The sequence below is a fragment of the Limnohabitans sp. Rim8 genome (assembly GCF_943326455.1).
In the GTDB taxonomy this organism is placed as follows: domain Bacteria; phylum Pseudomonadota; class Gammaproteobacteria; order Burkholderiales; family Burkholderiaceae_C; genus Limnohabitans_A.
This window is the reverse complement of the sequence record NZ_CALPTI020000010.1, coordinates 1-19,091: the sequence shown is the minus strand read 5'-3', so window position 1 is coordinate 19,091 and position 19,091 is coordinate 1. Positions and strand designations below refer to the sequence as shown.

The 19,091-nt window shown below is 56.3% G+C and carries 20 protein-coding genes; 6 read left to right on the top strand and 14 right to left on the bottom strand.

Features of this window, described 5'->3' with window-relative positions; genetic code table 11:
* Nucleotides 1-4 precede the first annotated feature (4 nt).
* Nucleotides 5-1,078 carry a glycosyltransferase family 4 protein gene (locus Q1M54_RS08690; RefSeq protein WP_300556297.1) on the bottom strand — a complete coding sequence of 358 codons (1,074 nt, stop codon included), beginning with the start codon at nucleotides 1,076-1,078 and terminating at the stop codon, nucleotides 5-7.
* 22 nt (nucleotides 1,079-1,100) lie between these two features.
* The gene (locus Q1M54_RS08685; protein ID WP_300556295.1) at nucleotides 1,101-2,504 is read right to left on the bottom strand and encodes a phosphomannomutase/phosphoglucomutase; all 1,404 of its coding nucleotides are present in this window, start codon (nucleotides 2,502-2,504) and stop codon (nucleotides 1,101-1,103) included.
* A gap of 81 nt (nucleotides 2,505-2,585) precedes the next feature.
* On the opposite strand from Q1M54_RS08685, the gene Q1M54_RS08680 reads away from it, so the two are divergent.
* Complete coding sequence (locus Q1M54_RS08680; protein WP_300556293.1) at nucleotides 2,586-3,107, top strand: methylated-DNA--[protein]-cysteine S-methyltransferase; 522 nt, start codon at nucleotides 2,586-2,588, stop codon at nucleotides 3,105-3,107.
* Nucleotides 3,104-4,000 carry a DMT family transporter gene (locus tag Q1M54_RS08675; protein WP_300556291.1) on the top strand — a complete coding sequence of 299 codons (897 nt, stop codon included), beginning with the start codon at nucleotides 3,104-3,106 and terminating at the stop codon, nucleotides 3,998-4,000. The genes Q1M54_RS08680 and Q1M54_RS08675 overlap by 4 nt, the downstream gene beginning before the upstream one ends.
* Here Q1M54_RS08675 and Q1M54_RS08670 read toward each other — a convergent pair.
* Both Q1M54_RS08670 and Q1M54_RS08665 read right to left on the bottom strand, forming a co-directional pair.
* Nucleotides 3,997-5,055: an RNA methyltransferase gene (locus tag Q1M54_RS08670; RefSeq protein ID WP_300556289.1), complete on the bottom strand. Its 1,059-nt coding sequence runs from the start codon at nucleotides 5,053-5,055 to the stop codon at nucleotides 3,997-3,999. The two genes, Q1M54_RS08675 and Q1M54_RS08670, sit on opposite strands and share 4 nt — an antisense overlap.
* 4 nt (nucleotides 5,056-5,059) lie before the next feature.
* The gene (locus tag Q1M54_RS08665) at nucleotides 5,060-5,281 is read right to left on the bottom strand and encodes a SlyX family protein (protein ID WP_300556287.1); all 222 of its coding nucleotides are present in this window, start codon (nucleotides 5,279-5,281) and stop codon (nucleotides 5,060-5,062) included.
* 173 nt (nucleotides 5,282-5,454) lie between these two features.
* Here Q1M54_RS08665 and metK point away from each other — a divergent pair, with 173 nt between their 5' ends.
* A complete protein-coding gene (gene metK, locus Q1M54_RS08660) occupies nucleotides 5,455-6,636 on the top strand; it encodes a methionine adenosyltransferase (protein WP_300556285.1) in 1,182 nt (393 codons plus the stop codon).
* Between the two features lie 91 nt (nucleotides 6,637-6,727).
* On the opposite strand, the gene Q1M54_RS08655 is transcribed toward metK, so the two are convergent.
* Nucleotides 6,728-8,212 carry an amidase gene (locus Q1M54_RS08655; protein ID WP_300556283.1) on the bottom strand — a complete coding sequence of 495 codons (1,485 nt, stop codon included), beginning with the start codon at nucleotides 8,210-8,212 and terminating at the stop codon, nucleotides 6,728-6,730.
* Nucleotides 8,213-8,626: 414 nt separating this feature from the next.
* Between Q1M54_RS08655 and Q1M54_RS08650 the strand changes: the two genes are divergently transcribed.
* Nucleotides 8,627-8,833, top strand: coding sequence for a DNA-binding protein (locus Q1M54_RS08650; protein ID WP_300556281.1), 207 nt, complete (start codon nucleotides 8,627-8,629; stop codon nucleotides 8,831-8,833).
* A gap of 429 nt (nucleotides 8,834-9,262) precedes the next feature.
* Here the strand turns inward: Q1M54_RS08650 and Q1M54_RS08645 are convergent, their stop codons facing one another.
* Genes Q1M54_RS08645 through Q1M54_RS08630 form a run of 4 tightly spaced genes read right to left on the bottom strand, consistent with a single transcriptional unit; the run spans nucleotide 9,263 to nucleotide 12,815 of the window.
* The gene (locus tag Q1M54_RS08645; protein WP_300556279.1) at nucleotides 9,263-11,023 is read right to left on the bottom strand and encodes a diadenylate cyclase; all 1,761 of its coding nucleotides are present in this window, start codon (nucleotides 11,021-11,023) and stop codon (nucleotides 9,263-9,265) included.
* Between the two features lie 5 nt (nucleotides 11,024-11,028).
* A complete protein-coding gene (locus tag Q1M54_RS08640; protein ID WP_300556277.1) occupies nucleotides 11,029-11,691 on the bottom strand; it encodes a hypothetical protein in 663 nt (220 codons plus the stop codon).
* A 13-nt stretch (nucleotides 11,692-11,704) separates the two neighbouring features.
* Nucleotides 11,705-12,598, bottom strand: a complete 894-nt coding sequence (locus Q1M54_RS08635; RefSeq protein ID WP_300556275.1) for a nucleotidyltransferase — start codon at nucleotides 12,596-12,598, stop codon at nucleotides 11,705-11,707.
* A gap of 1 nt (nucleotide 12,599) precedes the next feature.
* Nucleotides 12,600-12,815 (bottom strand): hypothetical protein, encoded by a 216-nt coding sequence (locus tag Q1M54_RS08630; RefSeq protein WP_300556273.1) that lies wholly within the window; start codon nucleotides 12,813-12,815, stop codon nucleotides 12,600-12,602.
* A 161-nt stretch (nucleotides 12,816-12,976) separates the two neighbouring features.
* Here Q1M54_RS08630 and Q1M54_RS08625 point away from each other — a divergent pair, with 161 nt between their 5' ends.
* Nucleotides 12,977-13,216 (top strand): hypothetical protein, encoded by a 240-nt coding sequence (locus Q1M54_RS08625; RefSeq protein WP_300556271.1) that lies wholly within the window; start codon nucleotides 12,977-12,979, stop codon nucleotides 13,214-13,216.
* On the top strand, nucleotides 13,213-15,765 hold the full coding sequence (locus Q1M54_RS08620; RefSeq protein ID WP_300556269.1) for a DNA methyltransferase: 2,553 nt from the start codon (nucleotides 13,213-13,215) through the stop codon (nucleotides 15,763-15,765). The genes Q1M54_RS08625 and Q1M54_RS08620 overlap by 4 nt, the downstream gene beginning before the upstream one ends.
* Nucleotides 15,766-15,783: 18 nt before the next feature.
* On the opposite strand, the gene Q1M54_RS08615 is transcribed toward Q1M54_RS08620, so the two are convergent.
* The 5 genes from Q1M54_RS08615 to Q1M54_RS08595 all read right to left on the bottom strand — a co-directional run.
* Nucleotides 15,784-17,190 (bottom strand): hypothetical protein, encoded by a 1,407-nt coding sequence (locus Q1M54_RS08615; protein WP_300556267.1) that lies wholly within the window; start codon nucleotides 17,188-17,190, stop codon nucleotides 15,784-15,786.
* 96 nt (nucleotides 17,191-17,286) lie between these two features.
* On the bottom strand, nucleotides 17,287-17,748 hold the full coding sequence (locus Q1M54_RS08610; RefSeq protein WP_300556265.1) for a lysozyme: 462 nt from the start codon (nucleotides 17,746-17,748) through the stop codon (nucleotides 17,287-17,289).
* A complete protein-coding gene (locus tag Q1M54_RS08605; protein WP_300556263.1) occupies nucleotides 17,745-18,221 on the bottom strand; it encodes a hypothetical protein in 477 nt (158 codons plus the stop codon). The genes Q1M54_RS08610 and Q1M54_RS08605 overlap by 4 nt, the downstream gene beginning before the upstream one ends.
* The gene (locus Q1M54_RS08600) at nucleotides 18,218-18,517 is read right to left on the bottom strand and encodes a DUF6127 family protein (RefSeq protein WP_300556261.1); all 300 of its coding nucleotides are present in this window, start codon (nucleotides 18,515-18,517) and stop codon (nucleotides 18,218-18,220) included. The genes Q1M54_RS08605 and Q1M54_RS08600 overlap by 4 nt, the downstream gene beginning before the upstream one ends.
* A 75-nt stretch (nucleotides 18,518-18,592) precedes the next feature.
* Nucleotides 18,593-19,091, bottom strand: a 499-nt coding sequence (locus tag Q1M54_RS08595) for an SPASM domain-containing protein (protein ID WP_300556259.1), incomplete at its 5' end; no start/stop codon positions are given.

Here is a 19,091-nt window from a genome sequence, read left to right as displayed (position 1 = left end):
CAGCCTAGACTTTGCCGAACAGCTGCGCATACACGCGGCCAATGCCTTCGGCCTCTTTGGCCAAAGAAAACTGCTGCAACACGCGCTGACGCGCCGCCTGCCCCATGCGCAGGGCTTGCTCGCGGTCAGACAACACCCGCAACACCGCTTGCGCCAGACCGGGGGCGTCGCCCGTGTCCACCATCTCGCCCGTCAAACCCGGGATGCTGAGTTGGTCAAAAGCACCCGTGCGGGAGCAGACCAAAGCGCACTCGGTGGCAGCAGCCTCGAAAGGCGTGAGGCCAAAGGGCTCGTAGCGCGGACAGGCCACACACAACAAACAGCGCTGGTACCACAGGTGCACCTGGCCCGCAGGCACTTCGCCCAAAAAGACAATGCGCTCTGACAGACCGGCAGCGGCAATCTTGGCCTTGAGCGCGTCTTGGTAAGCCTGGTGTTTGGGTTGGGCCAAACCGGCAATCACCGCCGTGGCCCCGGGCAGTTGGGGCAAGGCCTCGATCATCGCGTCCACAAACACATCGCTGCCTTTATCGGGCCTGACCCGGCCAAACACCCCAATGCCGTACTCGCCCGGCAAACCGGATTCTTTCCAGGCGGTGCGCTTGTCGGGCGGCGGTGAAAACCGCGACAAATCAATGCCATGCGGCACCACCGCCGTGGTGTTGGGCACAAAAGAAGCGGCCAGTGGCGTGGTCGAGATGACCGCGTCCATTTTGGAAATCAACCAACGTGGAAACGCGCCATGCAAATGCTGCGCAGCCGAGGTGAACACCAGTTTGATGGGCAAGCGCAGCACATCGCGCGCAAAAATCGCGGCCATCATTTCCGGGTCGCGGCGCACATGCCAGATGCGAAACGCACGGCCTTCGGGCGGCTTGCGCGACAGTCGAATCGCATCACGCAAACCCATGCCATCGATGCCGTTCGACATGCGCGTGCCACAAAACCCCAAGCGCCACTGCTGCGCCTGCAAAGGCACCAAAGCATTGATGGTGGCCGACACCCCGGTGTAACGCGCTTTGAGGTTGAAGACGATGACCTCAGGGTCTGGGCTGAGCACGGCGTTGGCGGGATTCATGTCAGGCTTTCGCTGCAAACGTTCAATGCGCAGAGGCTTGAATCTGCGCATCGGGCTTGACCGAACGCAGCAGCGCCAGCATCTCGCCTTCGATGCGGTGCAGTGCCTCGGGGGTCTGCCCCTCAAAGCGCAGCACCAACACCGGAGTGGTATTGGACGCGCGGATCAAACCAAAACCATCGGGCCAGTCCACGCGCAGGCCATCGATGTCGCACACCTGGGCCGGTGCAATGAAGGCGCTGGCGGCCTGGGCTTGCAAGGCGCGGGTCACGCTGAATGGCTCGCCTTCGGCGCAGGCCACGTTCAACTCCGGCGTGCTGAAGCTGGTGGGCAAAGCGTTGAGCACCACGTTGGCATCTGGGGCTTTGCTCACGATCTCCAGCAAACGGCAACCGGCATAGGTGCCGTCGTCAAACCCGTACCAACGCTCTTTGAAGAAGATGTGGCCGCTCATCTCGCCCCCCAAGGGGGCTTGGCCGCCTGCAGCCTCAATGGCCCGCATTTGGGCCTTGATGAGCGAGTGGCCGGTTTTGTACATCAGGGCTTTGCCGCCAGCCGCTTCAATCGCAGGGGCCAGGCGCTGCGAGCACTTCACGTCAAACAAGATGGTGCCGCCCGGCACGCGACTGAGCACGTCTTGCGCAAACAGCTGCATCTGGCGGTCGGGGTAAATGTTGTGGCCGTCTTGGGTGACGATGCCCAGGCGGTCGCCGTCGCCGTCAAAGGCCAGGCCCAACTCGGCGCCGCTGGTTTTCAGGGCCTTGATCAGATCTTGCAGGTTTTCTGGCTTGCTCGGGTCGGGGTGGTGGTTGGGAAAGTTGCCATCCACTTCGCTGAACAGCTCGATCACCTCGCAGCCCAAGGCGCGGAAGATGCCTGGCGCCGAAGCACCCGCGATGCCGTTGCCCGAATCGATCACGATCTTCATCGGACGCGCCAACCGAATATCGCCCACGATGCGCTGGGTGTAGTCACTCAGCACGTCTTGGTGCGTCACGCCCCCGCCGCCCTGCAGCTGCCAAGTTTCGGATTCCATCATTTGGCGCAGCAGCTGAATTTCGTCGCCATAAATGGCACGACCGCCCAGCACCATCTTGAAGCCGTTGTAGTCCTTGGGGTTGTGGCTGCCCGTGACCTGGATGCCGCTTTGGCACAAGGTGCTGGCCGCAAAGTACAGCATGGGTGTGGTGGCCAGGCCAATGTCAATCACTTGGATCCCTGCGGCCACCAAGCCGCGAATCAGCGCTGCGGACAATGCAGGGCCACTCAGGCGACCATCGCGCCCCACGGCCACGGTGCTTTGGCCTTGGGCCAGAGCGTGCGTGCCAAAGGCCTTGCCCAGGCCCTCGGCCACAGATTCGTTCAAGGTGGAGGGCACCACGCCACGGATGTCATAGGCTTTGAAAATGGAGGGGGTGATTTGCATGCGCTTCGCCTGACTAGGGACCAAGCTGGCCCGGTTGAATCTGATCGACAGATTGTAGGCGGGCCGCGCTAACATCCCCCCATGATTCATGCACTGCAAACAGACAGCCCCTTGGGGCCCATCACTTTAGCGGCCAGCACTCTGGGGCTATGCGGCGTGTGGTTTGACAACCAAAAGCACGGCCCCACCGAAGCCCAGCGCCAGCAGTGGACCGAGGATGCACAACACCCCGTGTTGCTCAGCGCCGCAGCCCATGTTCAGGCTCATTTGGGCGGCCAAGCCTTGCCATGGCCTGGCCCACTCGATTTGTCGGCCGGGACGGCTTTTCAACAATCGGTTTGGCGGGCTTTGTTAAACATCCCTGCCGGACAAAGCCGAACTTATGGCGATTTGGCCAAGCAGCTCGGCAAGCCCCTGGCGTTCAGGGCCGTTGGGGCAGCTGTGGGACGCAACCCGGTGAGCATCCTCGTGCCCTGCCACCGCGTCATGGGTGCAGGCGGTCAACTCACCGGCTATGCAGGCGGGCTCTGGCGAAAACAAGCGCTTTTAAAGCTGGAAGGCCATGGCTTTGCCCAACGCGCACCAGCCCTGTTGTCTGAATGAACGCCACCCCAAGCCGCGCCTGGCTGGCCGACTTCTTGATGCTGGCCGCCATTTGGGGGGCTTCCTTCATGTTCATGCGTTTGGCCGCCTTGGATCTGGGTGCCCTGCCCACTGCCGCCATGCGCGTGGCCATCGCCGCCTTGTTTTTGCTGCCCCTTTTGGTGGCCAAAGGCCATTGGCCTGTCTTGCGTCAACATTGGCGCACCGTGTTCTTGGTGGGACTGCTCAACAGCGCCATTCCATTTGCCTTGTATGCCTTTGCGGTCATGCACATCAGCACCGGCTTGTCGGCCATCTTGAACGCCACTGTGCCGCTGTTCGGAGCGCTGGTGGCTTGGATCTGGCTCCGAGATCGACCCGGTCTTTCTCGCACCATCGGGTTGGCCATTGGCTTTGGTGGCGTGGTTCTGCTGGTCGGTGGGCAGGCCAGCTTCAAGCCCAATGCCTCGGGCGTGGCCCCGGTGTGGGCGGTGCTGGCGTGTTTGGTGGCCACCACCTGCTATGCCTTCTCGGCCAGTTTCACCAAAAAGCACCTGCCCAGCATGCCGCCCTTGGTGGCGGCCACCGGCAGTCAAATCGGGGCTTCGCTTGCGCTGGCTGGGCCCGCGCTTTGGTTTCGCCCAGATCACATGCCCTCGGCTGCGGCTTGGGGCGCTTTGCTCGTCTTGGGTGTGGTGTGTACCGGGATTGCTTACGTGGTTTATTTCCGGCTGATCGAACGCGCAGGACCCTCACGCGCCTTGACGGTGACTTTTTTGATCCCGGTGTTCGCCCTGGTTTACGGCGTGATCTTGTTGGGCGAACAAATCACCCCCTGGATGCTGGGCTGCGGCGCCGTGGTTTTTTTGGGCACAGCCCTGTCGAGCGGCTTGATCAAGCTGCCGGGGCGTTAATACGGGGTTGAAGCGGGGGCGAAGCGGGGCTGAATGATCACACGCTGCTCCCGCTGCAACACATATCTGGCCCTGAGTTGGCCACAGCCCCCATCCACATCTTGGCCCGCTGACTGGCGCAGTTTGGTCAACACACCGCGCTGGTGCAATGTGCGGGCAATGGTCGCCGCCTTCTCCCAAGTTGGGCGAGCAAAGGGCAAATCGGGCACGGCGTTGTAGGGGATCATGTTCATCATCGCGTACTTGCCCTGCAGCAAGCGCACGATGCCATCGATCTCTTCGTCACTGTCGTTCACCCCTTCGATCAAAGTCCACTGGTATTGAATCGGGTAACCCGAGGCGCGGGCATACACCTCGCCCGCCTCTACCAAATCCTGCGGGTCAAATCGCGGCGCTCGCGGCAGCAGTTGCGCCCGCAAGTCGGCACGGGTGCTGTGCAGCGACAAAGCCAACGCAGGCTTGACGCGGCCTTGTGGCAAGCGCTCAAACACCCGTAAATCGCCCACCGTAGAAAACACCAAATTCTTGTGGCCGATGTTGCCCACGGTACCCAGCAGATCGATCGCGTCCATGACGGCGTCGAGATTGTGCGAGGGCTCGCCCATGCCCATGAACACCACTTTTTTCACCGGCCTGAGCGTGCGGGCCAGCGCCACTTGCGCCACGATCTCGGCGCTGCCCACCTGCCGAATCAAGCCTTCGCGCCCGGTCATGCAAAACACGCAGCCCACTGCACAGCCCACTTGGCTTGAAACGCACAGGCCGTCTCGGGGCAGCAACACACTTTCCACGGTTTGGCCGTCCTGCAGCCCGACCAACAATCGGGCCGAGCCGTCTTGCCCCGGGTGCTGCTCGCACAAAGTGGCCAAGCCGGCCAGCGTTTGGCTGAGCGCGGGCAAAGCCTCGCGCACTGCGGTGGGCATGAAGCTGTGCAATGGCCTGCGTCCGCTGTCTTGGGGTTTGGCTTGCGTCCACAAGCGCAGCACGCGTTGTTCATGCAGAGCGTTGGCACCCAAAGCGCGCAAGTGGTCGCGGATGTCCTGGACGCTGTGCATGGTCTCAATAATGCGGTGGAATCTCGTCACGCGGGTTGCGCGTCTCGGCGCCCCCACCGGATTCAGGCAGGCGGTCACGCAGCTGGCGCAGCTCTTGAATGAGTGCGTCGATGTGTTGCTGTTGGCGGTACACCTGCGCATTGAGCTGGTCCAGCAGGTCTTCGGTAAAGCCCGCCTTGATCTCCAAGTCGACCAGCCGGTTTTCAATGGGGGTTGGAATGTCCATGCCGCATATTGGACCCGAAATTGCAAGGTTTAGGGCTTCTTTTATAATTTGTGTTCGCCGAGTTATCTGAACTACTTGCAGGGCGATTCATAAATTCTGCTAAAGCGTTCGCCAGGCTCCAAAGTTGAAGGGTCGGCAACGCCGAAATCCACAACAACCAAGGAGCCTTTTTCATGTCCAGCAATTACCTCTTCACTTCCGAGTCGGTCTCTGAAGGCCATCCCGACAAGGTCGCGGACCAGATCTCTGACGCGATCCTCGACGCCATTTTTGCGCAAGACCCCCGTAGCCGCGTGGCCGCCGAAACCCTGACCAACACGGGTTTGGTGGTCTTGGCCGGTGAGATCACCACCAACGCGCACGTTGACTACATCCAGGTCGCACGCGACACCATCAAGCGCATCGGCTACGACAACACCGATTACGGCATCGACTACAAGGGCTGCGCGGTCATGGTTTGCTACGACAAGCAGTCCAACGACATCGCCCAAGGCGTGGACCACGCGTCAGATGACCACCTCAACATCGGCGCGGGTGACCAGGGCCTGATGTTCGGTTATGCCTGCTCTGAAACGCCTGAGCTGATGCCCGCTCCGATTTATTACGCCCACCGTCTGGTCGAGCGTCAAGCCCAACTGCGCAAAGACGGCCGCCTGCCCTTTTTGCGCCCCGACGCCAAGAGCCAAGTGACCATGCGCTATGTGGATGGCAAGCCCCACAGCATCGACACCGTGGTGTTGTCCACCCAGCACAGCCCGGACCAGTCCGAAACTTCGACCAAGATGAAGGCCAGCTTTGTGGAGGCCATCATCGAAGAGATCATCAAGCCGGTGTTGCCCAAAGAGTGGTTGCAAGACACCCAGTATTTGATCAACCCCACAGGCCGTTTCGTCATAGGCGGCCCCCAGGGCGATTGCGGTTTGACGGGCCGCAAGATCATCGTGGACACCTACGGCGGCGCTTGCCCGCACGGTGGTGGCGCGTTCTCGGGCAAGGACCCTTCCAAGGTTGACCGCTCTGCCGCTTACGCTGCGCGTTACGTGGCCAAAAACATCGTGGCCGCAGGTTTGGCCACGAAGTGCCAAATTCAGGTGGCTTACGCCATCGGCGTGGCACGCCCCATGAACATCACGGTGAACACCGAAGGCACAGGCGTGATCTCAGACGACCAACTGGCCGTTTTGGTGGCCGAGCACTTTGACCTGCGCCCCAAAGGCATCATCCAGATGCTCGATTTGCTGCGCCCGATCTACAGCAAGACCGCCGCTTATGGCCACTTTGGCCGCGACGAGCCCGACTTCACTTGGGAGCGCACCGACCGCGCTGCTGCACTGAAGGCTGCTGCAGGACGCTAAAGTAGCGTTAAACCAACTGAGCTCTTTCGCGTGCAAAAAGCCGCTCGACGTTTCGTTGAGCGGCTTTTTTTATGGCTGTGTTTTGGCAGGGTTAGAGCTGCGTCCCGTGGCATACATGCACCTGGGGCAAGCGCCCCGCGTGCCATTGGCCGCCCAATGCGCGCTCAATCTGCGCTGCCAATTGCAGCAGCACACCGTCGTTGGCCTGCTTGGCCTGTGCATGGATGCCCAAAGGCAAACCGTTTTGCTGTGTGGCCATGGGCAAAGAGATACCGGGCATGCCGCACAAATTGGTCAAAGGTGTGTAGGCGAAATTGCGCCAGAGGTTGGCAAACCAATCGAGCACGCTGGGGTTGTCACTGGTGGTCAGGTATTCGGTGGTGCCCAACTTGGGCGTGGGCACAGCGGTGATCGGCGTGAGGATAATGTCCCAGTCTTCAAAAAACTGGCCAAACGCCCGCGACGTGGTGTTGAACACCGCCTGCATGCGGGCCCGCTCGGTGAAGCTGGTGTTCAGGCCCATCTCCCAGATCTTGATGTTGATCGGCTCAACCAGCCCCTCCGGAGGGCGCGTCAGGCCCCTTGGGGCCAGCAAGTTGGAGATGGTCTGCGCGAAATTGCTGATGTAGCAAGTGGTCTGCGCATCAAATGCAGCCCGAAAATCCACCTCGGGCAAGGCCCATTCCACCTGGTGGCCCAGGCCCTCCAGAAAATGCCCCACGCGCTGCAGCTCGTCCACAAAATGCGGCACCGCCCGATAGTCACCCCACTCGTGCGACAACGCAATGCGCAGGCGCGGCGGGTCTCGCCGGATCAAGTCAATGTAAGGCTCTGGCGGCATCCAATACGGCATGAACTCCCCCGGCGCACCGCCGCGGCAATGGTCCACAAATGCGGCCGTATCGCGCACCGTGCGGCTTTGGCAGCCCTGGGTGGACACCAAACCGGTCAAGTCAGACGCCGCCGGGGCAATAGAAAACACCCCGCGCGAGGGCTTCAAACCGATGTTGCCGTTGGCTCCCGCCGGAATGCGGATCGAGCCCCCCCCATCGGTGGCGTGCGACAAAGGCAAAACGCCTGCCGCAAGCGCCACCGCCGTGCCGGCTGAAGAGCCGTAACTGGTGTATTCGGGGTTCCAGGGGTTGCGCGTCACATACACCGCCGGGTTTTCGGCCGAGCTGCACACCCCAAACTCGGGCGTGGTGGTGCGGCCCATGATGTTCAGGCCGGCTTTGCGCATTTGCGAGGTGAGGAAAGTGTCTGCGCTGGCCCGGTTCCCGCGCATCATCAAAGAACCCATTTCTTGCAATCGGCCCTTCATCGTGGGTCCCAAATCCTTCATGAAAAAAGGCACACCTGCAAAAGGCCCTGAAGGATTCATCCTGTCTTTCAGTGGGTCGGCCACCACATCGTCAAACACCTCGACCACCGCGTGCACCGCCGGGTTGATCAGCGCCACTGCGGCTGATGCCTGTAAAGCCAATTCGGCAGGCGATACATCCCCCATCCGCACTCGCTCGGCCAATCCCACGGCATCGTGCTGAACCCATTCGTGCCAATTCATTGCCAAAGTCATTGCTGCGCTCCTTGCCTGATGGGTCTATTGTTCCGTCTCGGCGCATTCAACTTGGTGCCTAAGGCGACTGGTGCTTGCCAGCTCTCTCCTGGGGTTGTCATTTGTCTGAGATTGAACAGGCAAAAAAAAGCCAACCCCGAGGGGTTGGTTTTTCTTTAATTGGTGGTGGGGCGTAACCACTGCGCAAACAGCCTCAGAGTAGCCCCTGCGGGCCTCATCTAGTTCCTGCGAACAATCCCCAATTCAGCGCCGCACCCAAATGGGAACGCCCCATCGAACCCGTCCAATTCTACAGATTTGCGGACGGCGGTTCAATTCCGAAAATCGCAATTGAACCGGCGTCAGCAACTTGACTGATTGTCGGAAATGGAGCGTTCATTGAGGTCAACTATTTTTTTATAGAAGGACCGCAACATGGACACCGTGCACTTATCCCAAAAACATCTGGCGGCCAGATGGTGTGTTGCAGAAGCGACTTTGGAACGTTGGAGGAGCGATGGTCTCGGCCCACAGTACTTAAAAATCAACGGCCGAGTGCTCTACCGCATTTGTGAGATCCAAGAATTTGAAAATGCCAGCCTGACGGGTGCTTTTAATTCAAAGGAAAAGCGGACAACTTAGTCCACTGACTTTGAGCCCCCAACTCCTTCGGATTGGTTCCGAAAAGCACCGCGGAAAGACTACCCAGCAGTGAAGACACAAATATTCGAACAACTGGTGTTCCACTGCTTAGTTGAAGATTACATCGGCAAATCAAAAGCTGAAAAGCTGATGAATATGGCATTGCAAAAGCTCCGGCGCGCCCGCTCCATGGAGGGCGGCGATACAACTCATATTTAAGTGATGCCAACAAATTGATGGCCTTTGAAGTCGGTGACCTTGTGGCACTGATGTTTAGATTGGGCTACGGTTTTGCCGTACCCAACGTCCTCTACTGTGAAGAACTACAGGATCAGCATTCACATCTGCTGGACATGGGACTGCAGGTCCGCACTTTGACAGACAAGGGAGTAGGACGTACAGGTTACCCAACCCGGAACTGCCAGGGCGTTATGTACTGGCCTCTGATTCGATGTACTCCGCGTTACACAACGGGTCTGGGAGGAACTCAGCGCGCAGGACTCTGATCTCGCCAACATCTCTTGGCTCGCTGTCCAACTTTCTCTGCACCGCGTTGACTCGGTCGCATTGCGCCTGATCGAGGTAGAACCGGTGCGTGTCGAGCCAACCAATCGGCTCATGGTAATTTTCGACCGAGGATGACTCCAACTTTGCAATCCGGGCCTCGATCGCGCTTCGACGAACTCGCGGACGAAGGACAGGTATCACGTCCACGGTTCTATCGTCTGAGACAACGACCGCAAGGCGCGGCGTCAGCGACGCGGCGACGTACCGGATACCCGAGTTGTAGCGGGCGCCTCTGGACGGGGTGCAACCATCGTTCGAAGGGCCGTCCAGGATTACGCCGACAGCATGACAGTTGCATTGCGGGTCAATGATGATCGTGCCGTCGATTTTGCTGACGCGTCGGTACAACTCGGGGGTCAACTTTGTCGGAACGATCTTCGTCCCTTGGCCGCTGAGCCGAGCGGCCTCGGCGGCCGCATCTTGCGCGACTACCAGCATGCTGCCACGACGTTGCTCGACGGCTGTGTCAAACAAGGCGGTGAAGCTATCGACATCCGCAGCGTTCACTTCAGGGAATAGTCGCTGAAATGTGTCGATCAACCGTACTCTCGAAAATTTTTCCCTGGGCAGTGATGGTGCTCCGAACTTGCTCACAAGAAGAACTTCTTCGCCGCACGACAAGCTCCAATGATGGTGGTCATGAAACTCGACCTCGAAGATATTCTGCGCATTCCAAGGGTCGTGTCCCTTCACAAGGCTACCTAGACCGAGGATGCTTTCGGTGCTGGCAAGTAGAGCAATTTCCGCCGATGCCATCTGTAAAATCTTACGAGCCCATCGTGGCTCGCTGAACGGTACCGGATCTTCTAGCGCCAGCGCGACATCGACAGCGTCGCTGTCAAGCTTGGTCAGCAGCATCCGCCCCTTGCCCTCGACTCCCTCGTACATCAACGACGAAATCAGATTAAATCGCTCAAACAGATTGTGGCCAGCGTAGGCTTTATCGCCGATTGCAACGCAGGGCGCATACATGAAGTTCGACGCTGCCCGGTTCACGATCTCACCAGCAGAGGCCAATCTAGTGCTGGTGTAACGGCCAGGGTCTGGGCGGAGCAGTTCGTCGTGCGCTTCGCTTAAAACCTCGTTAATTGCCGCGTGAATCAAGCTTGGGACACCGGTGTGGTGGCCATCGGTGACGGGTTCTCGGAGAGGGCGGAAACGCTCGAAAACAGCGCTCGGAATCTGGAGAACTGGGACGACGTAGTATCCGGCGACGGGAGCGGGGGTACCCGCAAAAGAACGCACGCTCGCCTGAGCGTCGTAGGGTCCGAGAGCATCTTGGACTGCCTTGCGGACAGAATCGCGCCGGATGTTCTCCGGTTTGTCTCGCATGCTCTGCTCGTTGCCGTAGAAAATGTTGTTCAGCTGATGATTCTTGATCTGCTCGTCGATCGCTGAAATGAGGTTGGCGAACAGAACAACCGGCCATTGGCCATCCTCGGGCTCGACGCAGACCTCGTGGATCACATTAGCGTCGGGAATCCTGGTGCCGACCAGCAGGCATTTTCCGCCCGGTTCCTCAGCACCGAGTGCCTGGAGGGTCAGCTTTAGTAAATATTCGACGCTGAATCTGTAGTGAGGCTGGTATCCCCACATGAATAGTTTTATCAAGTGCTGGCTCATAGCAGCTACTCCCGTTGGATTGCAGCGCCCTGCACCGTTTCGGCGTCGGGCGGCAACAACGTCCGTGCCTCCTTGAACGAGTTCGCAATCGAGCCATGACTCGCCAGCGTACGCACCTCACCGCGTGTGTTGCGATCGGTCCAGTAGTGGCCAACTAGGTCCTTGGCGGGGTCGCCCTGCACATCGAGCACGAATGCGCCGAAGTGAATTGGGCTGTGATCGCGAACCGAGAGATTAGGTTCGTTTCGATAAACTGCCGCGAGGCGGTAAGTCCCGTCGTTTGCCTTGTTGATCTCGGCGGCGACCAGCTCAGAGGTCGACTCATCAGTGAGCATACGGACGCTCAGCGTGGAGAATGTTTGACGGATTACAAGGTACGCGACGATCGGCCCGACGCCGACTTTGGTCGCCGGATTCTTCCAATTGCTGCGCAGCTCAACGCGCCAGGTGCCTCGAAGGTCTGGCCGAGGCACGAACCATCCACGGAGCAGGCGCCAACGCCATGCCCAGATGTCAAAGATCACGAGCAGCAGCAGAAGGACGCCAACGACCGTCGAGAATGGTCGGAACCATTTACCGTTCACTGCCACGCCATCGAATATGAGCATGCCGCCCCAGAGTGCGGCGGCGATGAGAAGAATGGCAGATAGATGCAGGCGGCTCAGCATGGCATTCCCCCGATCAATTGAAGCCAGCGCGGTTCCACGCCGCGACGATGAAGTTGTTCACATCGGCCCGCGTCCACGGCTGGCTTACCCTGAATAGATACTTCAGCTCGTTGACTTCGCCCCACTCGTTGCAGGCCACGTCGGTCTGCGTGTTTGAGTAGAGGTTCAACAGAATCGACCGCAGGTTAGTTGCGTACTGGTCGTCGAAAAAAGCGTCGTTAGGGACGTTCCAGACGAGGCACTCAATCAGGTATGACGAGATCATCTTAGCTGCTGCGTTACCCTCCCCGACCATCTCGTCGCGCAGACGTTTGAGTACACGTACAAGCTTTTTGAAGCGGGTCCCCGTCGCGTTGTTTTTCGTTGTGCCGTTCTCGTAATTCTGGTGGGGCCAGTTGATGATTCTCGTGCCGTCATCCGGGAGTAGCTCGGTTCCCGATAGGTAGGTGTATCTGCCATCCTGCACCCAGTAGCGGCGATGCTCGAACGTCGGCACAACGTCGGCGTCAACTCTGTAAGTATTGGCGTGAAGGTCGAAAGCCTTATTTCCACGCGAGACTGCTGCGGCTCCGAGATATCTCGTAAGCGCCCGCTCAATGTCGTTCTTGAACTCGGCGTATGTGTAGTTCGCGTCGACGAGATCGATATCAAATTTCGAGTAGCCTGCTGGGAGGTCGAAGAAGCAGACATCCATGCACCGCACGCAAATGTCGACATCGCTGTTGGCGCGAACATTCGTCCCGTTCCGGTACGAGCCCTGCGGGAACACCTCGATGTTTCTGGTGGCGAAAGCCGGATAGGAGCGGATTGCGTTGCGCACGACGTTCTCCGCGCCCGAGCAGCGCTGTTCTTCTGTCGCAGTGGGTGGCTTGGACCACTCCCTGAAGTCGGCTTCGAGTGGGTGCATGCTATCCCCCTGCGATGTCTTTGAACATGCCGAAAAATGTCCGGTCGCCATTGTCAGGGGTGGCAACGAAAGGTTGGCGGATGCGATCAAGAACATCGGAGCGCCAGACAGAAGTGTCTGGGAACAGCAGCGAGCGATCCCGCAGTAGGCAGTTGGCCCGCAAGGACTGCGCCGCATCGTAGATTTTGCTGGTGTCGTGTTCTGAGTAGTTCGCCATCATGACTCTCCTTCAGTATCGAGCGGCTCCGTTCGACGGGCGGCGGCCATGTCTACAGGACGCAACCAACATGTAAAAGTGGCTATTCAAGTCGAGCTTGACTTCTTTAACCTCGAGATGTAATGTAACATACGTCACATTACATTTTCACGGACTCCACCATGAGCATCGGCACCAGCGGTCGTATCGTCATTGAAATCGAACCTGAATCCAAGCGGCTACTCTACTCAGCGTTGGCCCGGGATGGGTTGACTTTGAAGGATTGGTTTTTGAGAAATGTCGAGCATTACATGACAGCAAGCAGCCAACTGCCGCTTACGTTTTCCAAAGCTGATTCATCGTCACCATTTGATACTGCCATAGAGCAGGCAGGTTCACCGACAAACGGAGTACAGGCATGACTCAGTTTTCGAGCAATGAGACGCTGAGCGTTTTTTCTGAAACAGCGGCAGGCAGCAGTGCAGTTGCAAGTACAAAAACCAAAGGAACGAGACAAAAAAAGTCAAATCAAATGCAACTCAGTTTGGATGGACTTGAGACCATAGCTCCCACTCAAGTAACTCATCAAGGTGGACGGGGAGAGCCGTTTCATGATTGGTACCCCTATCTGGAGGGGTTCTCGTCTGAGTTCGTTAAATATATTTTGACGAAGTACATGCCAAACGCAAAGAAAATCATTGAACCATTTGCTGGCACGGGGACAACACCTGTTGCATTGGCGGCGTTGGGCATCGATTGCGGTTATTGCGAAGTGAACCCAGCGATGAGGCTTGTAGTCGAGTCAAAAATGGCTGTTGGATCTGCAGACGTGGCCCGACGAAAACAACTGTCGATGAAGCTTGACGCTCTTGCAACAGAGCTACCTCTACGCACAAAAGCAGTAGATTTAGATAAAGCGCTTCAGCAAGATTACCAGGTCAACTTCGCTGGTAGCAAATTTTTTGATGATGCGGCAATGACTCAAGTTCTCGCACTCAGGACCATCAATGATCAAGTCGCAAGTAAGGATCAATTGCTTGGAGATTTGTTTACGGTAGCAGTGATGGCAAAGCTGGTGATTTGCTCAAGGCTAAAGCGATCTGGCGATGTTCGTTACAAAACCGAAAAAGAACTGCAGAAAGGTGTCCCCATACTTGTAGATGAGGTATCAAAACATTTACTTCTAATTTCTAAGGACTGTCTCACCGCAAATGGCCTTACTGCATCGGTTGACTTGATCACACCCAACGCGCGAGACTTAATAGCGACGCCCTCATACATGGCTGACGGTGTTATTACATCGCCACCCTATTTAAACGGCACAAACTACTTTAGGAATACGAAGCTTGAACTATGGTTTGGCAGATTTCTTTCAAATGGAACAACACTTAGGTCGTTCCGGGACGCTGCGATTACTTCGGGGATCAATGATGTAGGAGCTGCACAGGGCCGGAAAATTGTTCACGACTCAATACAGACATTGGTAGACAGACTCTCTGAAAACGCCTACGACCAGAGAATTCCACGAATGGTGGCAGGGTACTTCGAAGACATGCGACTTGTCCTTGAAGGACTAATGTCTAATTGCCAACCTGGATCAGCTATCTGTATAGATATTGGTGATAGCCGATACGGAGGAATACATGTACCTACCCACGAAATTTTAGAATCGTTAGGTCTTGATATTGGACTCGAACACGTTGAAACTGTGCACCTAAGAAAAAGAATATCAAAAGATCAGAGTCTATTGTCACAATCTCTGATTATTTTTAGAACGAGAAAAATGATTGAAACTGAGCCTACTGACAAGTCATCGGAGGGGACTAAGGCGGTGAGTGAGATGACGTTTCTGTCGCGATGGGATGATTTCAAGAATACACTTCCCCATCAAAAGGAACCATACTCAAAACGCAACTGGGGCAGCCCCCTCCACTCTGTTTGTTCATTTCAAGCCAAGATGAAACCAGCCTTGGCACATCATCTCATTGAAACATTCAGCAGAAAAGGTGACAGGATATTAGATCCGTTTAGTGGGTCAGGAACAATTCCCTTTGAAGCATGTTTGATGGGACGACAAGGGTTCGGGCTAGAAATTAGTTTGCTGGGAACTGCCATATCAAACGCAAAGCTAATGCGTGCCGATCCACAAAAAGTAAATGATCTCATTGAAAGATTGACTTCTTGGATCTCTGACAAAAAGCCAAGCAGCGACTCTATTCGCCAGGCAGAAGAAATTAAGTTTAACGGTCCGCTTATTGAATATTTTCATCCAGACACTTACCAAGAATTACTGGTCGCTCGCGAGTTTTTCGCGGCAAGCCAGAGTGACTCTCCGGAGTGGCATCTTGTAATGGCGTGCATGCTTCATGTTCTACATGGCAACCGTCCGTATGCACTTAGTCGTAACAGTCACCCAATAACTCCTTACGCACCAACCGGGGATTACGTCAAAAAATCCGTGATTGAGAAATTGAGAGCTAAAGTAGAAAAAAGTTTAGCTTCTCAGCTAACTGCGGATCTGCCAACTGGGCGTTGCTTTCAAGGTGATATTTGTTCCGAGTGGCCTGCAGATCTAAGAGAGCTCGACGCCATCATTACATCACCACCGTTTTTTGACTCAACTCGTTTTTACATAACAAACTGGATGCGCTTTTGGTTCTGCGGATGGGTAAGAAGCGACTATGACACTCGCGCAAATGCATTTGTGGAGTCGCTTCAGAAAAAATCCTTTGATGTCTATCGAGGCATATTTGAAAAGTTTCATCAACGGCTGCGGCCGGGGGGGCTTGCAGTGCTGCACCTTGGGCTAAGTCACAAGTGCGACATGGGCATGGAGCTCACCCAGCGAGTCGATGGACTTTTCAAGGTAGTAGACATTGCGACCGAGTCTGTTGGACACTGCGAGAGTCATGGAATTCGCGACAAGGGAACTACGACCGGCCATCAATATCTCGTACTGCAAAAACCATAGGTTTTTGCAGGTGAGACGTCAAACTTTAGCTTGTCGGCGAGATTCGTATTCCTCAATCAAATTAACAGTCGAGCCTCCAGGAGCAGCATCAAAAGCCTTCTGAAGCGCTTTGACCACCAACTCTCCAGTAACCTTTCCATCACGCACTCTTATCATTTCAGATTTCATAAGAAAAGTGCCAAAGAGCCAATCCAGTCGCCCGATAAGTTCACTTATTACCTCTAGATTTGGCGTCGGATTTGCAAGCTCATTGACGGCAATTCCGGTCAAGCCGCTAAGTTCAATCAGTTGAACTTCTGTGTAGAAGTCGCTTGGAAAGCGGTCACTCTTTGAGCTATTACAGGAACCGCATAAGGCAGTAGCGGTTTCGTCGAGAGGCCACAACAATGCCAACGGCCTAGTGTGATCTAGAGCCATCGATTTCACAGTTGGAAGCTCTATCTTGCAATTGAAGCACTTACACCCAAATTTCTTCCAGACGTAATCTGATAGCTCAACGCCTGTTTTGTGCTTAAAAGCCATCTGACGGCTCATTTGATAGAGTTCAGTAACCAATAGCTCAAAGTGTCTACGGCGCGCCCCGTCCTCCTTCATCTGAGCACCGGTTCTATTTTTATTATGCGCAGCATTCACACAATACTTTTTGCAGAAACGGCACTCGAGCTGGTAGCCGTATTCCAACTGTAGAATTTCTTGTGTATCTGCATTTCTGAGCTTCCCAAATCCCGTATGCACACACGGCCTACGTGCAACGCAGTGATTTGAAAAACTGAGTTGAACCCTCTCGTCATCAATATTTATTGGTAAGAAACGGGCGCAGCGATTACATGTCTTCAATCTGATGTACGCGCCAGCATCGTCCAAATTTAGTGATACTGCAGAACCAAGCAGTGCAACTTCTGTTTCGCCAGTTGCAGTCCAAAAGTGTGCCTCAGGCGATAGTAGGTGTAAATTGGTCAAGTAACCTGGCGCGGTGCAAACTTCGAATTTTCCTGCAGTGTGACAACCGGGCTGCTCCACTTGACCACAAGCCAAGTTCCAAAGAGAAATATTTGTGTCTTTGATAGCATTCATGGTGACTTTGACAGTCACTGCTGATCCATTGCCTTGCCACATACTCCCAAATTTTGACCAATTCGGTGATGCCGGTTCTGATAATGTATGTTTAGGATAGGGGGAGTCAATGTTAATGGCCAGACCTTTGTCTGCGCAGTACCAGCCACCAAATGCTATCCATGTATCTTTGATCTGCGCAGGGATAGTAAAAACAATTTCCAGTGATTCTCCCGTCTTTAGACTCAGGCTTTTGGATCGCTCCTCTTTCCACTCTCCGCCAGTTGAATCTGGGTGAGAAGAAAATCCTGACTCTCTCGTCATAGGTCGACGAACACCAGAGTAAGCTGTTTTCCCTGGAAGTTTTGCCATATATTGTGTTAACCCGCAAAGACGCACAGCGAGAAGTCGCGCGCGATTAAAATACAATCATTCTACGGGTCGCAAGATCCAGAGGCAATGAGCCAGTCACTGAAAATCTACCAGCAGGGCTTCAGCGGTTCTTCTCAAGACAAGCCCTGGCAAGACGCGTCCACCACCGTAGATCCATCGGCGAAGTTCTTTCGCGACACCCGGCCAATCCCGCTGATTGACTCGCCGTCGAAGCGTCGACGCCTGCAACCGACCGGCCCCGAGGTTGAATGTGAAATCCACAATGGCCGCAAGCCGCGTTTCCGGCTCGGTGGCAAGCACCGGACAGTAGCGCAGCGTGGCCTTCAGTGCTTCGGCCATGTCAGTAGAAAGATAAGCCTCGCCATCTTCCATGGTGATCGGCAGATGCTTGGCATCGCAAAGATGGCCGTAACCGATCGTCCAAAACCCTGCTGGACAGACATACGGATAAGCGCGGTCAGGGTCTGACTTGGGCACCAGGCAAAACCCCTCGAACCGCTTGGCCAAATCGATCGCCGCCTGCGGCACTTCGATCATGGCCGGACCTTGTCAAACACGCGGCCCAAAAACCAGAAGTTCAGCACCCCGGCCCAAAGAGCCTGGTCAGCTTCAGTCCATGCGTGCAAAACTGCTGTTCCCCAGTCAGCACCAGCAGACAAGGCCGCCGCAAATGCCGCCGTCTTTGCCCCACAGTACAACGCCATGAACCAGTAAGTGATCACCGGGCGCACCGTGCTCGAGAGCGCATCTGCCCATGCCACCCCAGTTTTTTCGCCCTGGGTGCGCACGGCGTCGCGCAGGGTTTCGATTGCGCCGGTGTTCCATGCTCCGTCGGCAGCCGCGCCGATCTCGGACATGCGCTGGGCACCGCGCAGTTTCTCAAACTCCAACGCCTTGTCCTGCATAGCCAATTCATGGCCACGCTCGCCTTGGCGGTCGAACCATTTCAGGACCTCGGGAGCCAAGCGAAACGCGCCGCCCAGCAAGCCACCCAACAGTGTCTCGATCATTGGGGTCCTCCCATCAGCCGTAACTTGATGGCGATGCCGACCAGCAGTGCAGCCAACACGCCGGTGGTCAGCACCTTGACAGTGGTTTGCCAGACCGTTCGGCGAGCTTCCCGCCACGCATCGATGAGACCCCGCAGGTCACGGATATCGGCGGCGGCGTGGCCGTTTTCAAGGCCAAGGCAGGCCAACGCGCGCTCGGCCCCCCGCTCGGCGGCGCGGGTGAGCAACTCATCAAGGTCCTCAGGGCGCAGGTTCAGGATGTCAGCGCTGTGGTTGCTGGTGGATTCTTCTGTCATGGGCATCTCCAAAAAGAAAAAGCCCGCACTGGCGTGAACCAGGCGGGCGATTGATGAAACGATTTATTGGTTGGCTTAGGCTGCTTGCTGCGCTGCAATGATCGGAATCACGCGCCTTACTGGCGGCGACTCCACGGTGCTTTTGGCCAGGCCAAAGATGTCCTTGCGCTCCGGAGGCAGATCGCCGTCGATAAAGACCGGCATGCACCCCGTGAGGAACTCAATGGCCGCTGCAAAGAACACCAAGTTGTCCGAATAGGCGGCGTCGCACCCAGCTTCCCAAAGCGGACCTTCCAGAAACATGCACGAACCCTTGCACATTTGCAGGACTGGACAAGACGAGCAGCCTTGGCGCTGGCTCCAGTGCGTGGCGCTTTTCATGCGCACGGCGGACAGATCTGAAAGCTGGCCGATCAGATGACTCTGGCCATTCGGAGCCGTGGCAGCGGCGCTCACGTTTTGGCAGGTGACGACATTGCCTTTGAGATCCACAGCCAGGTTGTGGCTGCGGTCCATGCCGCACTTTTGCCCAAGCGCAGAGGCTGGGCGCTGGTAGCGAATGGAATCGATGAAG